This is a genomic window from Shewanella gelidii, assembly GCF_014647855.1.
GTDB classification, from domain to species: Bacteria; Pseudomonadota; Gammaproteobacteria; order Enterobacterales; family Shewanellaceae; genus Shewanella; species Shewanella gelidii.
Genome location: NZ_BMPZ01000006.1, coordinates 1 through 15501, shown reverse-complemented (window position 1 = coordinate 15501; position 15501 = coordinate 1). Strand labels below are relative to the sequence as shown.

The 15501-nt window shown below is 41.6% G+C and carries 14 protein-coding genes, 4 tRNA genes and 1 pseudogene; 1 reads left to right on the top strand and 18 read right to left on the bottom strand.

The genetic code is table 11. The features are described from left to right. Window positions 1-37 precede the first annotated feature (37 nt). The 18 genes from rplY to IEY18_RS11455 all read right to left on the bottom strand — a co-directional run bounded on the left by rplY (window position 38) and on the right by IEY18_RS11455 (window position 14958). Window positions 38-325, bottom strand: coding sequence for a 50S ribosomal protein L25 (gene rplY, locus IEY18_RS11540; RefSeq protein WP_188920982.1), 288 nt, complete (start codon window positions 323-325; stop codon window positions 38-40). Between the two features lie 184 nt (window positions 326-509). Next, entirely contained in the window at window positions 510-1058 is a 549-nt protein-coding gene (gene mepK / locus IEY18_RS11535) for a peptidoglycan L,D-endopeptidase MepK (protein WP_188920980.1), read from the bottom strand. Window positions 1059-1220: 162 nt separating this feature from the next. After that, complete coding sequence (locus IEY18_RS11530; RefSeq protein WP_188920978.1) at window positions 1221-2621, bottom strand: L,D-transpeptidase family protein; 1401 nt, start codon at window positions 2619-2621, stop codon at window positions 1221-1223. Between the two features lie 370 nt (window positions 2622-2991). Then, window positions 2992-3077 (bottom strand) — tRNA-Leu (locus IEY18_RS11525). 74 nt (window positions 3078-3151) lie between these two features. Next, window positions 3152-3225 (bottom strand) — tRNA-Cys (locus IEY18_RS11520). A gap of 19 nt (window positions 3226-3244) precedes the next feature. Further along, window positions 3245-3320: transfer RNA gene (locus IEY18_RS11515), tRNA-Gly, on the bottom strand. Window positions 3321-3521: 201 nt separating this feature from the next. After that, complete coding sequence (gene pgsA / locus IEY18_RS11510; RefSeq protein WP_188920976.1) at window positions 3522-4073, bottom strand: CDP-diacylglycerol--glycerol-3-phosphate 3-phosphatidyltransferase; 552 nt, start codon at window positions 4071-4073, stop codon at window positions 3522-3524. Window positions 4074-4219: 146 nt separating this feature from the next. Then, the gene (gene uvrC, locus IEY18_RS11505) at window positions 4220-6049 is read right to left on the bottom strand and encodes an excinuclease ABC subunit UvrC (protein ID WP_188920974.1); all 1830 of its coding nucleotides are present in this window, start codon (window positions 6047-6049) and stop codon (window positions 4220-4222) included. Window positions 6050-6183: 134 nt separating this feature from the next. After that, window positions 6184-6828, bottom strand: a complete 645-nt coding sequence (gene uvrY / locus IEY18_RS11500) for a UvrY/SirA/GacA family response regulator transcription factor (RefSeq protein WP_188920972.1) — start codon at window positions 6826-6828, stop codon at window positions 6184-6186. A gap of 223 nt (window positions 6829-7051) precedes the next feature. Then, window positions 7052-7141: transfer RNA gene (locus tag IEY18_RS11495), tRNA-Ser, on the bottom strand. A 252-nt stretch (window positions 7142-7393) separates the two neighbouring features. Next, entirely contained in the window at window positions 7394-8755 is a 1362-nt protein-coding gene (locus tag IEY18_RS11490; protein ID WP_188920970.1) for a hypothetical protein, read from the bottom strand. 491 nt (window positions 8756-9246) lie between these two features. Continuing rightward, on the bottom strand, window positions 9247-9675 hold the full coding sequence (locus IEY18_RS11485) for an N-acetyltransferase (RefSeq protein WP_188920968.1): 429 nt from the start codon (window positions 9673-9675) through the stop codon (window positions 9247-9249). Between the two features lie 125 nt (window positions 9676-9800). Beyond that, on the bottom strand, window positions 9801-10847 hold the full coding sequence (gene rsgA, locus IEY18_RS11480; protein WP_188920966.1) for a ribosome small subunit-dependent GTPase A: 1047 nt from the start codon (window positions 10845-10847) through the stop codon (window positions 9801-9803). A gap of 73 nt (window positions 10848-10920) precedes the next feature. Further along, the gene (locus IEY18_RS11475; protein ID WP_188920964.1) at window positions 10921-11760 is read right to left on the bottom strand and encodes a helix-turn-helix domain-containing protein; all 840 of its coding nucleotides are present in this window, start codon (window positions 11758-11760) and stop codon (window positions 10921-10923) included. Window positions 11761-11865: 105 nt separating this feature from the next. After that, window positions 11866-12687, bottom strand: a complete 822-nt coding sequence (locus IEY18_RS11470; protein WP_188920962.1) for a GNAT family N-acetyltransferase — start codon at window positions 12685-12687, stop codon at window positions 11866-11868. Window positions 12688-13122: 435 nt separating this feature from the next. Continuing rightward, window positions 13123-13674 carry a hypothetical protein gene (locus IEY18_RS11465; RefSeq protein WP_188920960.1) on the bottom strand — a complete coding sequence of 184 codons (552 nt, stop codon included), beginning with the start codon at window positions 13672-13674 and terminating at the stop codon, window positions 13123-13125. Between the two features lie 11 nt (window positions 13675-13685). Next, window positions 13686-14333, bottom strand: a complete 648-nt coding sequence (locus tag IEY18_RS11460; RefSeq protein WP_188920958.1) for a hypothetical protein — start codon at window positions 14331-14333, stop codon at window positions 13686-13688. 103 nt (window positions 14334-14436) lie between these two features. Next, the gene (locus IEY18_RS11455) at window positions 14437-14958 is read right to left on the bottom strand and encodes a hypothetical protein (protein WP_188920956.1); all 522 of its coding nucleotides are present in this window, start codon (window positions 14956-14958) and stop codon (window positions 14437-14439) included. A gap of 184 nt (window positions 14959-15142) precedes the next feature. Here IEY18_RS11455 and IEY18_RS11450 point away from each other — a divergent pair. Continuing rightward, window positions 15143-15501, top strand: a pseudogene (locus IEY18_RS11450) (transposase); the annotation flags it as partial.

The following is a 15501-nucleotide window of genomic DNA, read 5'->3' as shown; positions in this document are numbered from 1 at the left end:
CCAAATAGGCGCTTTTTTATCGAGTTAAATTCGCAATTTAAGCGTATTTAAAATCGAAGTGCTCAACCATTGGCTTGAACGCGTGACGTTGAACATCTTGTACGCGAACTTTTACTTCTTTACCGTCAATAACCAAAGTTAGGTCAGTCGTGTAGAAGTCTTCGTTTAACTGAAGGTTGATAACATCTTTATGAATGATGCTGATAGATACAGCTTCTTTTCCTGGACCGTAGATTACTGCAGGAACTTGACCAGCATGACGTAGGCGGCGGCTCGAACCTTTCCCTAGATCTGTGCGGACTTGTGCGTTAATAGTGTAAGACATGTTTTTCTCACTTAAATCATAAAATAATAAATAGGTGCCAGCATTCTCGACCAATGCAGGCTCGTCTTAAAGCGCGCGAATACTAACATAGCCCCAGAGCCACTACAAGCTTAAAGTGGTCAAAGGCTTAAGCAAAACTTTAGCGAAAAAGAGTGTCGGCCAAACTTAAAAAGGACTCGGAATATTACCAGCTGCGTACAGGGCCACAGTCCACATGAATAAAGCCCGACTTAGGATAATAGCCTACACCACCGAGTTTTAAACTAAGCGCTGCGTCTCTCAGGGAGGAAAGCTTGATACTTGGAATTGCAATGTCCATCGCCATACCCCGCATATGGTAACTTTTTTTTGCAACTCCAGAGCTAGCGTTTGATAACATTTGGTTTGTTTTTGGCGAACGGTAACCAGAGATAACGTGAATTTCTTCTTGAATACTCATGTGGTCTTGCAATGCATGCAGCATATCAAACAACCGTTTATCCATCGGTGCAGCTTGATTTTGACGATGATCCCTTAACAAGTGACTAAAATCATTTAACGCTTCTGATTGATAGTTACCATCAAGCCAGTAGGTTCCAGCGCCACGCTCACCGGTATGGCGATTATAAAAGCTTAGTGTACGTGCGCCAGTCGTCGATCGACTTGCCATCGCTTTGGAGGGAATAATGGAACACATTGCAGCACCGCTTAAGCCCAGCAAAAGTTGTCTGCGAGAAGGACAAATTATAGTCATTGGAACACCATTTTCGTCTAAAACCCCTAAAATGCATCCAAGCCTATAGTTGTTTTTTTAGCCAATTTGATAGGCAAAATACCGCGATAGTTAGAAAATTTCAAGTGGACGAAAATTAATATTTCAGCTACAGCGAATAATAAATTATTAAAACGCAATTTATCAGTGAGTTAAAGCGAGCTTGTTTAGTGTCACATTTTGGGTATTTAGACGCTTCTCGGCGAGATTGTAGATATCATTACGAAACTGAGGTTGATTCACCTCATCAACCCATGCAGTCCAATATACAAGATGTACCGGTAAGTTACTTTTAAGCGAGAACCATTGGGTTGTCTGATTTGTGGACTGCAGATCTACCCAAGTTTGTTTGTCTTTCACTAGATTAGATGCCATCCAATTCGCAAGCGCAGTCACAGACTCCACACGAATACAGCCAGACGAAAGCGCACGATTCGCTTCATTAAACAATTCAGGGTTTGGTGTATCATGAAGATACACGCTATGTCGATTGGCAAAGTGGAACTTATATCGCCCTAAAGCATTCAATGAGCCTGGCTTTTGTACAAGGCGATAGGGAAACTTGCCTAAAGCGAGCGACTGCCACTCCTCTGCACCTTTGTCCTGCAGGTTGCCTTGGTAATCAAATACCTGAAACTGACGCTTCTCTATATAGGTGCCATCTTTTCGAATATGAGGCAGCAAGTCTCTATAGATAATTCGACGAGGAACACGCCAAGGGGGATTCAATACGATGTTAGAAATCTGACTATTCAAAATTGGGGTTGGCCGATAAGGTTTCCCCACAATAACGCGAGATCTCAACTGCTCTTCATTGTCATCAACGAGAACCATTTCAAAAGCAGGAATATTGACCAGTAAGTAGCGACTGCCAATCGATGTTCTATATGTAGCACTTTCTACGAAATTATTGGCCAGCAGTTTAGCCTTTTGAAAAGGGGTTGTATTCAGCCACTTAAGCGTCATTGGGCCTACAACACCATCCACTTTTAACCCGTGGCGCCGCTGGAATCGCATTAGAGCTTGGTGTACAGGAAGGGTAATTTTTGAAGGTTCGACAGGGAGTTGAGCTAAATCACCAAGCAACCATAGTCGTTTAATTAAAACATTTAATTGCGGGTGCGTATCTCCAAGTCTCAATAAACGGTTCACTTCAATGGGCAACCACGAATTTTTTTGCTGCATCCACAATAATTTTGCGATGTGATTCGTTGTTGCTAGGTACCCTTCTACATTGGGTTCACTGGCAATCGCAAAATTTTCGTCTTCATTATCAGTAAATTTGTTCTCATTTGAAATCGGCACGCCACGACGAGACCAGAACCGCTCGATATCAAAGGCAATATTCACGCTTAATGAACGCCATTCGGTGTCAGGAGCTTGAGACAATTGGGCTTGCTGCTGTTCAAAGTTAAACTGATCATCATCGACAAGCGCAAGTAATTGAAGCTGGCGCATTAGTGTTTGCCGAGCCTGCTGCTCATTAGCAAGGGCTGGACAAGACAGTATAAGCGCAAACAATATCACCAACACTCTATTTGTCATTAACGCTGTTCCTCCAACCAAAAGACACCTTGTGCTAATTCAATCAATCCACACACACTTAATTATGGCAAAGATATTTGAATTTTGAGTGACACTTCATCAAACCGCCGTTGATTACACAATTGTCTACCCTAATTCCGATAAAATCATCCGCTAAGTATTAAGCTTTATTCATAACAGAACGACGCCGCTGCTGTAAGTAACGAAGGATTGATATTGATGCCCTTCAAATTGATTAAACTAAAATGTTTCACAATTTGAAGAGGACGAAGAGCGGCGTTTGAGATTGGATACCTGGAGGTCGCTTACTTGAGCTCAAGATACAAAAAAGCCAGCTTTTAGCTGGCTATTTTGTTCTTCATAGGAAGAATGGTACCCGAGGACGGACTTGAACCGTCACGCTTATTCAGCGAGGGATTTTAAATCCCTTGTGTCTACCGATTCCACCACTCGGGCAAACTCGTTAACTTGGTGATGCGTATTATCGGTAGTTAATACTGTGTCGAGAACACTCACCAAATTGTAATTTGTGGAGGCGCGACCCGGAGTCGAACCGAGATCGACGGATTTGCAATCCGCAGCATAGCCATTCTGCCATCGCGCCTTTGTTCCAATCAAAAAATTGGAGCGACATATCGGGTTCGAACCGATGACCTATACCTTGGCAAGGTATCGCTCTACCAACTGAGCTAATGTCGCCTTTGCATTTATCAAGCACGCTTGAATGTTGCGGGCTTTTATCTCGGTAAAATCAGCGGTTTGCTGACTCCCCCTTGACTGCGGAATGGAATTCTACCGATTTGATGGGCAGAGTCAACGCTTGTTTACACGGTTTATATCCGTTTGCGCAATTATCGATCTCATTGCGCCATTATTGCGCAACTCAGTTCGTTGATTGCATTATTCTTCGGCAATCAAGTCTTTCCACGCCGCCATAATGTAGGTCATCATCGACCAAAATGTTAATACAGCAGCAATATAAAAAGTGATATACGCAAGAATGATAATAAACTCATTCGGCTTCCAGATCAGACCGGTTATTGCAGCCATTTGCGCGGCGGTCTTGAATTTACCAACCCAAGAAACCGCTACAGAGCCACGCTTTCCAATTTCAGCCATCCACTCTCTTAACGCAGAAATAACGATTTCACGGCCAATCATGAGCAAAGCTGGCAACGTCATCCACAAACTATTGTAATCGGCAACTAACAAGACTAGCGCCGTCGTCACCATCACTTTATCTGCAACTGGATCTAAAAACGCGCCAAATCGAGTCAACTGCTTCAGTTTTCGAGCCGCATAGCCATCAAGTGCATCAGTCACCGCAGCTAGCCAAAATACAAAGGCCGCCCAAAACGGTGCCCATTCATACGGCAAGTAAAAGAAAACTACGAAAACAGGCAAAAGTAGCAGCCTGAATAAAGTCAATGCAATCGGTACATTAAACGGCATGATAAAACCAGTTAGTCAAAAAGCAGCGCCAATCTTGCCCTAAATCATGAGCCCTATCAATATATCTCACTCGAATAGTCAAAATTTACATCAAGACTGGGGTTTTACTAACAAAACTGGCGAGTTTGCGTGAATAATAATCATCACTAACTTCTGAGTTGATCATGGATCAATTGCGCCATTTCAACGCTGATCCCCGGCACCTTGCTGAGCTCTGCGACACTGGCATTACGAACCTCTTGCAAGCCACCAAAATTTTGTAAAAGCGCCTTGCGCCTTTTCGGCCCAACTCCGGCAATACTTTCAAGGGACGAGGTATTACGTGACTTCTGACGTTTTGCACGGTGTCCTGTAATTGCGAAGCGATGTGATTCATCGCGAATTTGTTGAATGAGGTGAAATGCAGGTGAGTCAGCCGCGAGCGTAAAAGTGCTTTCAGTTTCCCCTAATATCAATGTTTCTAGGCCCGATTTTCTCCCCTCTCCTTTTGCGACTCCAATAACCAATGGGGTTTTATCAATTTGGGCAAACTGGGTATCAATGATTTCTTGAGCAACTCTAAGCTGGCCTAGGCCACCATCAATAAACAGAACATCCGGAATTTTCCCTGTGGATGTAATTTTATCGAATCGACGGCTAACGGCTTGTTTCATCGCCGCATAATCATCGCCACCCGTAATCCCATTGATATTGTATTTGCGGTACTCTCCTTTATCGGGTCCTTCGCGATTAAACACCACACAGGATGCAACGGTACTTTCCCCCATGGTGTGGCTAATATCAAAACACTCCATTCGTTGTATTTGAGTGCTCATTTCTAGCGCTTCTTCTAACAATAAAAATCGTTGCTCGACTGTATTTTTATGGGATAAGCGCGTTTCCACGGCGTTTTGCGCATTGGTGATAGCTAAGCGTAAAAAGTTCGCTCGTTCAGCTCGCACTTGGTTTTTAATTACGACCTTTTTGCCCAATGCTTGCAATATTGCTTCCGCTAACTGCTGCTGTCCCTCAAATGTTTCACTAAGAACAATTTCTTTCGGCATTGTCCTTTGAATATCTGCATTTAAATAAAATTGCATCATAAAGCTATGCAGTAGTTCACCTAAGTCGGTTTGTTCCGGAATTTGAGGATAGTAACTTCGACTACCGAACACCTTACCACAGCGAATAAAGAGTAAGTGAAAACAAGCTACGCCAGACGCGTAATGAACACCGATCACATCCATGTCACCACTTGTATTCGATACTTCTTGTTGCTCAGAAACTTTGCGAAGCGCAACAATTTGGTCTCGAAAACGTGCGGCTTGCTCATATTGTAGAGACTGCGCTGCGACTTCCATTTTTTCGACTAATGAACTGATAACTTGTTGATCTTTTCCCTTTAGAAACAAAGAAGCAAGTTGCACCTGCTCCTGATAATCAGCTTCAGAAATCTTATCCACACACGGCGCACTGCAGCGACCAATTTGAAATTGTAAACAGGGTCGAGAACGAGCTTTGTAGTAAATATCGGTGCACTGCCGAATAGGAAAAATACGTTGTAATAGGTGGAGGCTTTCACGAACGGCACCACCATTGGGATACGGCCCAAAATAACGCCCCTTTTCCCTTTGTGGCCCCCGATGGTATGCCAATCTAGGGTGTTTATGCCCGCTCAGCAATATATAAGGGTATGACTTATCATCACGCAAGAGCACGTTATATTTAGGCTGATATTGCTTGATATAATCATGCTCAAGAATGAGTGCATCGGTTTCACTATGGGTCAGCGTAACGTCAATTTGATGTATATGAGACACCAAAGCCTGTGTTTTGACATGATCTAAGTTTTTTCTGAAATAGGAAGATAGACGCTTCTTTAAATCTTTAGCTTTCCCTACATAAATCACCGTTTCATGTTTATCGTACATGCGATAAACACCGGGTGAAGACGAGACTGATTTCAAAAAGGCTTTATGGTTGAAGCAATTGGGCATTGGATTCCCTATCGTTCTTGTATAGACAAACTTTGAAGCTAATCGCTGATAAACATGGCTAAAAACAGAAGCTGGTTAGCCGTTTCTACAGACTAAATTTATTTGGATCCAGCTCCAGTTTGATCACTAACGAGTTAGAACTCACCCGTATCCAGCATTTTATAACGTATCGCCAAACGAGTTAACTCAACATCGCCACTAATACCTAACTTAGCGAACAAACGATAGCGGTAACTATTAACTGTTTTTGGGCTCAAATTTAGTTGCTCAGAAATATCATTGACTTTTTCACCATTGGTGATCATCAGCATGATCTGCAACTCTCTTTCAGAAAGTGTTTTAAATGGATTTTCTTCCGTTTGAGAAAACTGACTTAAAGCCATTTGTTGTGCAATTTCTGGCGATAGGTAACGCTGCCCATGAGCGACTTGTCGAATTGCCTGCAGCACTTCTGGTGGCGTTGCACCTTTAGTTAAATATCCAGAGGCGCCCGCTTGCATAACTTTGGTTGGGAATGGATCTTCAGTATGAATCGTCAGCACAATAATTTTGGCATGGGGTTGGAAACGTAAAATTTTTCTCGTCGCTTCTAAACCACCAATACCCGGCATGTTCATATCCATCAAAATAACATCGGCTTCGTTATTTCGGCACCACTGAACGGCAGCTTCTCCATCACCAGCTTCACCAATCACTTTGATATTTTTGTCATCTTCAAGAATGCGTCGAATACCGGTACGCACAAGTTCATGATCATCAACTAAAAATACAGAAACCAATTGTTACACCTCAATTTACAGCGAAACCACTATACACTGATAAGAAAGACATCAGTAAACAGTCAATTTATCGCATCATAACGCATTTGAAAAGAAAAACTGCATACATGCATATTGAGACCCGTTAATTTAAAGTATTGTAAATTAGTACTTTTTAGGTATATGCTGCTTTTTCTCAACAACAAAAAAGGGCTACCATTTCTGGTAGCCCTTTTCCTTAATGTGGCGGAGGAGCAGGGATTTGAACCCTGGAACGGGGTAAACCGTTGCCGGTTTTCAAGACCGGTGCATTCGACCACTCTGCCACCCCTCCGAACGAGACGCATAGTATATCCAAGCCGTTTCACTGTAAAGCATAAAAACCTTTTTTTGAGTTCAGATGCTCAATTCATCAACAATCTGTATAAAAATGAATTGCAACACGAATATTATTAAAAATGTTCAATAGTCGATACTCAAAATAAAGAGCTTACTGGTAACAACAAACTCATCAATCGTACGGCTCAATCAATGCTTTCTTTGATTCTTGCGTTCACTACCATTGATTAAATGAACTCAACTCGACTCATTCGCGGTTTTGCCAAGGCTGTACCGACTGGTTTTGTTTCCACTTTGTAGGACGCAGCGCATTTTTCTTAGCCAAATTAATATTAAGATCATCTTTAGTCTGCTGGCCAATATACATACTAAATTCGCCATTTAAATATTCGTTAAACTTTCGTGGACCACGGCCTTTGGTGGCTTGCCAAGCGTTTTTGCCGATTGGAAGTTCATCGACCTCCCCTTTCTTGTGGTAACGAGAATCTCTAAAATAGTAAATCGTATTTTTCACCCGGGTCAGCTTATCTTTAGACAACATATATTCCACTTCACGATACGCATAGCGATTCCCCATCGACCATAAATATTCTTGGGTTACAATTTTGTTGCCTATCTTCTTCCATGCGCCATTTTTAATCGAGCCATTTTCCTGTTGACCTGAGTTAGGGTTTTCTCGCCAGCTCAATCTTAAAAAGTAACCCTCATCATAAAAATAAACCTCGTTAAAAAGTTGATAACCACCGCGTAACTGCGCTGGCAACACCGCCAACTCAGCCTTGGTTTGCTTCCATTGGTAACCGCCATCAGTAAGTGTATTTTCGACACCATAACTTGTTGGCTCCCCTTTTGGTCGTTGAGCGACGTTTTTCGATGCAGACGGTTGGGTTGGCTTTATCACCGCGGGCTTCTTTACTACCGTCGCGGGTACAGCTGGTTTAGGTTGATTTGCTATAGACTTGGCCGGATTAATCTTGGCCAGTTTGCTTGGTTCAGGCTGAACCGTACGCACATGTTGGCTTGTGGGCTTGGAAATTTTAGCTGGTTTCTTTTTATTGGTAACTTGAGCTTTTGACTGAGAATCAACATCATCGGAGCGCTTTGTTATCAGACGATTTTGAGGCTTATAAACGGTTTGACCATAAGCATCGGGATGCACCCCTTCTAACAAGCCACTCATTCGATAGCATCCTGATGGCAGGGATGTATTATTGAATGATGAGTCTTGGTAGAAGCTATATGTTTTGTTTGCCTTCACTTCAATCTTAATATTACATCTGGCAACTTTTGAAGGCAGCTGTTCTGGCAATATTATTTCTGAAGGAAAAACATTGGATAGAATGTGCATGCCAGGCTCCACTTCCAGAACAAACAAACCACTCTTCAATTCACCAATCCGCTTTTCATCAATATAAAATGCTGACCACACGCCACCCGATACAAATCTCCAATTACGCCATAAGATCAACTGAGCATTATCTTTGTCTGTTTTCTTCAGAACAGAATTGTTAAATTCTTTATCGAGGGGTTCAGAAGGTTTTACCGCACAGCCAAATAGTAGGCTTGCTAAAAACATCGACATCAAAAAACTGACATTGGCACGTAACACAGTTCACCTCATTCTTATGGGTAGGTCTTTACTCTTGTGAAGTATGCCCAACTCAAATATGAAACACGAATTCAATCCTATGAAATCAAACCCAAGTCGAGCTTCTGCTTAGATAGCAACCGAATGAAAAACTGGAGAATATAAATAAAGCGATAGGGTAAAGACAAAATACTGTGTATTAGGTATTCAAAAAGCGAATCAGAAATAGATTGGGCAAAAGGAAATTTCGTCTGGCTTCTACACATGATTTTGTAAAGTAGCCAGAGCATGGTATCTATTCAAAACTAATATGTGGCATTTACGCGTTTTATACGCTAAATCAGCAGCCGAAGCCCTGTAGCATAAAATGCCAATCAATATCCTTCAGATTACTTTTTAGTCTCCTCAAATGGCAACGACCACCGTGTCTCAGAAGGCCTAGGTCAATGGGAACAACAATTGAATGCGCCAAACAAAGTTGGCACTATGACTGACTGGTGGAAGTTATCCATTTAAAATTTGGCCCAACACATTTTAAACTGCTCTTTTCCTGTATGTTCACAAATGCATTTACTTAAATCAATGAAACCATGATGACGATAAAACTGATGTGTTTTTTCATTTTCTGAGTAAACGGTTAACGTTAGTTCACTGTATTTATCTTTGACATGATTGAGTAACTGCGTGCCAATACCACAGGATTGTGACTTTGGATCAACGAAAATAGCAGGTATGCTCCCTTCATAATAAGAAACAAAACCAAGAATACTTCCAGCTGATTCATAAACCCATGATTCACAATTGGGTAAATAGACATCTCGCATGTTCCTCTTCTGGGAAGACCAGTACGCTTCAGAAATGAAGTCGTGCGCTTTAATTGATGCAGAAAACCAAATAGATACAGCGTTATCCACATCGTCTAAACGTAATGAACGAATCATGTTTTCCTCAATAAATAAATCTTAGGGGCGTGAGGTTGTTTCCTAAGTGGTATATATCCACGCAGTTAAACGACCTCTAACCCATAGTTTGACGCTTCAATACGCTGTACTGAAGCAAATGACTGTTAATGGCCTTTTTTATATCGTCGAGACGCATTCTGGGTACTATTTATTAACTTCCCTAATGCTTTATCTTTCGCTCTTTTTCCTGCCAACGATGCTCCATTCAGAGCCTGCTCACGCTTCAGTTTCTGATAATTAAGTAAGCGTCGCTCTGAGAGGAGTCCACCTTTGATTGCTTGTTGTATCGCACAGCCAGGTTCAGACCTATGCGTACAATCAGAGAAACGGCATTTATCTGCAAGTTCAGTTATCTCACTGAAAGTCTGGTTCACTCCCTGTTCGCAACGACTCAGTTGTAGTTCCCGCATTCCAGGAGTGTCCATAAGAATCCCCCCTTGGGGAAGCACTTTTAATGCTCTGTGAGTCGTGGTATGCCTTCCTTTACTATCTTCTTCCCTGACTCCTCCCGTCTGATGAAATTCATACCCGACGAGGGCGTTAACCAAAGTTGACTTTCCTACGCCAGACGAACCTAAAAACGCCAGAGTATTGCCGTCAAAGCAGTAACTTTCAAGCTGCTTGATATCGTTGTTATCCAACGTATTTATGGTGTAAACGACAAGAGTAGGATCGAGTTCTTGAACCTGTAGTCGTTTAATATCAGCATCTTCACATAAATCAGCTTTCGTAAGAATGATCACAGGTTCAACCATAGCTTCTCGTGCGATGGCTAAATACCGCTCTATTCTGTTCAGGCTAAAATCATGATTCAGAGAACAGACAATCATGACGGTATCAATATTGGCAGCGATGAGCTGTTCTGACACTTTAGTGCCAGGAGCCTTTCGTTTAAATATCGACTGTCGCTCCAGACTTCGGCATATTCTCAATGTGTCATCGAATAGTACCCAATCGCCTACGCAGACACTTTGATCAAAAGGCATAGGTCTTAAACTTGATTGTCCCTTCGGGGACACGACAACAATGCGGTCTCTGTGCTGTTCAACAACTCGGCCAATGCTTAGGTTGCTTAACTCTTCCAGATTAACTTGCTGCTGAAAAAAAGGCTTCCACCCAAGTTGTTGCAGTGTTGGGGTTAAGTGGTTCATATTGCGGTCTCATCAAATCGTTCAGGGCATGATAGGTGAACGACAAACGACTTGATTGAACATTTCCGACAAATTACGTAGAGCGAACACCGCCATACACATCAATCGTTAAACCACGCTCTTTTTCGTATGTTTTAGGTGTTAGCCCAATTTGTTTCTTTAAGTAGCGGATGAGGTGAGGTTGATCACTGAAACCAAACCGAAATGCAATATCAACCCAATCGATATCATCTGACTCGCGTTGGTAAAGGTACTCCAGCATCGCCTCAAGTTTATTCATAGACTGACACTGTTTAAGCGTTAAACCTGTCACCCTGTTGAAGCTTCTTTCTAAGGTACGTTGTGAACAATATAGCTGGTTGCCCAGTTCAGAAATTGATCCCGAACCCAGCGTTTGAAGGGCTCTGCGTGTTATCTGACTATGTTGGTCCTCATGGCTGTTCAAAGCCAATGGCAAAAAAAGACTATCTAGTTTTTCACAACACAGTTCTGGATTATTTCGTGCCAGTTCAACCAATTGCACCTCATCCTCAAATAGATCAGTAAACAGTGCACTTAACTGAACTTCTTCAACGCAATCAAGTATTGGCCGTTGAGCTGAGAATAGTTTCAGTGAATAGAAAGCTCCAATATGAAACTTGACTCCAAGGTGGACAAAAGGTTTTGAGTGATCGAGTTGAAGTGTCTGATGATGGGGAAACAACCAGTGGCTGCCTTTACCGTTAACCGCCCCAGGGTTCATATCGTAGTGGTAAGTCTGCTTGGTGGGAGAAATGATCAGATGAGCGGATGGATCAGGGTTTAATTTCGGGTAATCGATGCTCTTGGCATCTGGGTGCTTTTCGATAAGCCAGTAACACTCAATGTATTTTGCAACTTCGGGTATCTTTGAAGGCCTTAGCCAATGGATCATAATATGCTCAATATGTTCGCGGCATCTACTATCACTATATGCCAGGTTAGCATTTTAACAAATAAGCCCTGAGCAGATCGGTGCAATGACTTATCAATTAACCACTTATTGGTGGTCAAATTCCATCTGGATAATACGGTTTAAAGGCTTTAGCCCTGCTCGGAGAATCGCTTTTTGAGCGCCCAGATTGCCACTTTCAGTCGAACAAATCGGAACTAAACCACGTTCATTGGCTATGCTTACCAAACGGATGAGTACACGCGTGGCGATCCCTTGTCCTCGTTCTGACTCAGCGACAATCATCCCTAAGTCTGCATATTCGGTTTGGTGTTCATCAAATAAGCGGCACTCTCCCGTCGCCATTAACTGATCTTCCTTCCAATACCCCCAAAGCTCTTCTCGTTTAATTAGATAACTGAAGTACTCAGACAACCATTGTGCGGAAGCACCAATATTACTCACCGCAAATTCAACGAACTCAGCCAGTTGATCTTGATTTGCAAGCGTTAAGTCTAAACCTGATGCGCTTTCAGAAGCATAAGGAGCAACTTGCTGATACATTAGCGCATTCACTTTAAATGAAGTGGAGTTATCTAAGCAAAGCGATAGATAGTGGGGCTCGGCTGTACTCACAAACGCACCTTGGATGGAATCAACTACTAAGCTGTTTTGCTCTGCAATCAAAGTAAACAATTCTCTCGCCTGAATGTCGGCTGTCGGTGACAAATAGAACTGCAACATATAACCGTCAGCGTTAATGCAACAGTATCCAATTAAAGTATCGTCCTCATAAAAACCAAAATGAGAGGACGTAGGCACAAAACCAAAGTGCCACATCCCATCAAGCGGAGCTGTAGTTTGTTCAAAGTACTGTCTTTTTAGTTCGTTTATTTCTTCTAATGTGTTGATTGTTTTGATTTCTAACATGGCTAGTTTCCTAACTATTGGTGCTGCGTTATTACGTAAGAAGGAACGACATCAGGAATGACGTGCCCTTTTCTATGACGACAATAGTAGGAAAAGCGTGATAGGAAAGATTGAACAAAAACGACAGTGACCAGTAGATACCCGAATTCCTATCTTACTTTTCAACCTATACCGTCGCTGTGTACCTTGACGAATCTAAGAAAGAAGTGTTCTGCACTTGAGTGAATACGGTAACGCAGAAACGTGCCGTTTGGTGTTGCCCCACCCTGTCTGCAAGGAACTGGGCAAAAACTTGCTAGAGTTAAAGATCTTAAAGTGATAAATCTCATTAGGGAATGTTTGGCAAGTGGATATACGGTAACGCCGCATTAAGGTGTGAGCGACGCTTGGCTATACTTGAGCGAAGCGAACGAGGCAAGATTGCCTTGTTAAATTTTAAGATACCCACAAGCGAATACCTTTTTCTACTAGCCACCTATTACCACTTTTTTTGAAAAGAATAAGTTGCTCAGTTGCGCCACTTAACGGCGCACAATGATAGCCGTGCGCCACTAAAGCCGAGAGCCCATCATCTGAAAAAACCACTTTAGATACTGTATGATAGCTACGATATATTCGATTTTTCTGAGTTATGCCACACCGTACGTCTCTATTCGGGGATTCATGTGTACTACTGGGTAACATTACAATAGTTGTCATAATCGGCTGCCATTTAATTGGGTAGCTCTTACTATTTACAGCGTAGAGATTCTCTAGAAGGCCTGCATCAATGCCAACTGTTTCGTTGTGTTTCTTTATTTTTTCAATATCGTAGGTTTCAAACCACTTTAGATCAGTACTATTAATTAGAAATGCTTTATCGTAGGCATTACCAATTATTTCAAGAAAAAGAGATTCGTAGATCGCTTCTTCATAATCAACATTATTCTCAGAACAAGAGATGTTTAGTAGTACCAAAACTATTACTAATAGACGATAGATGTTCATTCACCTGTAATTTAACTTTTGTCACTGTTTAGCATCTTGTTAGCAGTACTTTTAGCCTCGCCAACCGTTAGCAATGCTGCAATATAAACAAATGCTAGGAGATCTATAGCAAATGATTGCGTTGGCAAAGTGCCAGTATATTCTTGGTATAAAAAACCAGGTGAAAATGGTGCGGATAAAATAAACTCAACTGTTTCACCCCAAACTACACCAATATGTACGCCACCTAATCCGGAATAATTTGCAGAAATTGAACCTAAAGCAAAACTTGGTATTTGTATGCATTGGTTAAAAATGGATATCCAATACCACTCATATTTTTCTTTAACAGCACTAAATCCTGCAATAGCGTTTAAGGTAATAAAAAATATATAGTACAGTGATTCTTCAATAGAAGAACCGCCATCTAATAATGAATCAATAAAAAAATACAAAATTACTATTGAGGCAATCAATTGAAAACAACCAATTATTTTCACTCTATTTTCGGCTAACGAAAAAGCCTCTTCTTCAGACTTTTTTACTGCTTCAGTCACTTCTTCCTTTCGGTTTTCGAGTTCAGCAAGTAACAATGGGTAGTTAGGAGAGTCATGGGAAATATTTTCTTTTACATCAAATAATTCATCAAGAGTGTAATTTGAATAATCAATAGTGCTCATGTGCATCCTTGTACTTCTAACGCCCCAAGCGGGAGCAACTTGGCTGGCTACAATCTGCGAGGCACGACCAAGAGCCAGCTTGAAATCTGCCTGCTGTGTCTTGTTAAGTGCTTACTCGTTGGTAAATTGTAACAGTTCCTCGAATAATTCTCGGAAGTTTAATTTTCCAAGATCCATTTTCATTTACTAATGTGTAAACTACGGCTTCATATATAGGATTAACAATATCTCGTACAACCACATGTGAAACTTTTTCACTTTCTGAGACTTCACCGAGAACATTTGCTGGTTGGAAACTACCAAAACTTTTATCTCTGCGCTCCCAAACAAGCATTGACCATAAAGCAAAAATTTCTGACTCTGTTAAGTCACTTATTCCTTGATCTGACAATTTATCAAGTTCAAAGGAATCTAGAAATTCATCGTTTTTTAACAATGGGATTGTAGAGTTTTTTAACCAAGAAAGCTCTTCCTGTGACACATACTCAGAAGCATTAAAATATTCTTTGTTTTTCATTTCATTCAAAAAGAAGCCAGTAACATCTGAAGCCGTCATTTGGTTTTGTCCCAGAACAGAGAAACTTAATGAGTAAATTAAAATGATCAATTTTGCCGAATACTTCAAACGAACTCCCTATAGCACTTAAACATAATGACTCCCCACTAAAGATGCTGATCTCCAATCAATCGTGGGTTAGCTGAAGCCAGAGCCATAATAGTTTTGTTAAAGAAACTAAAAATTGGAGATCAGCATGAGCAAACATAGCATACTTTTCATAGGTTTAGACACTCACAAAGAATTTGTTGAAGTCGCCTATTTAGGCTTGGTGCCTTCAGAGCATTCGAGCGGCGGAAAACGAAATACTGGACCGATTACCAAATGCGGTAACGGGAGAGCGCGAAGGTTACTTGTCGAAGGCGCTCATTCTTATCGATACCCAGCCAACATTTCAACGGAGCTTCAAAAGCGACAAGAAGGCCTACCAAAACAGATTGTCGATATCGCGTGGCAAGCACAGTTGAGGCTGTGCCGCCGATATCAGCGTCTCATGCACAAAGGCAAACATTACAATGTTGTTGTCACTGCGATTGCTAGAGAGATGATTGCCTATATTTGGGCCATCGCAAGAGAAATCGTTTTGACGCCGGTGAATACCAAGTTACGGAT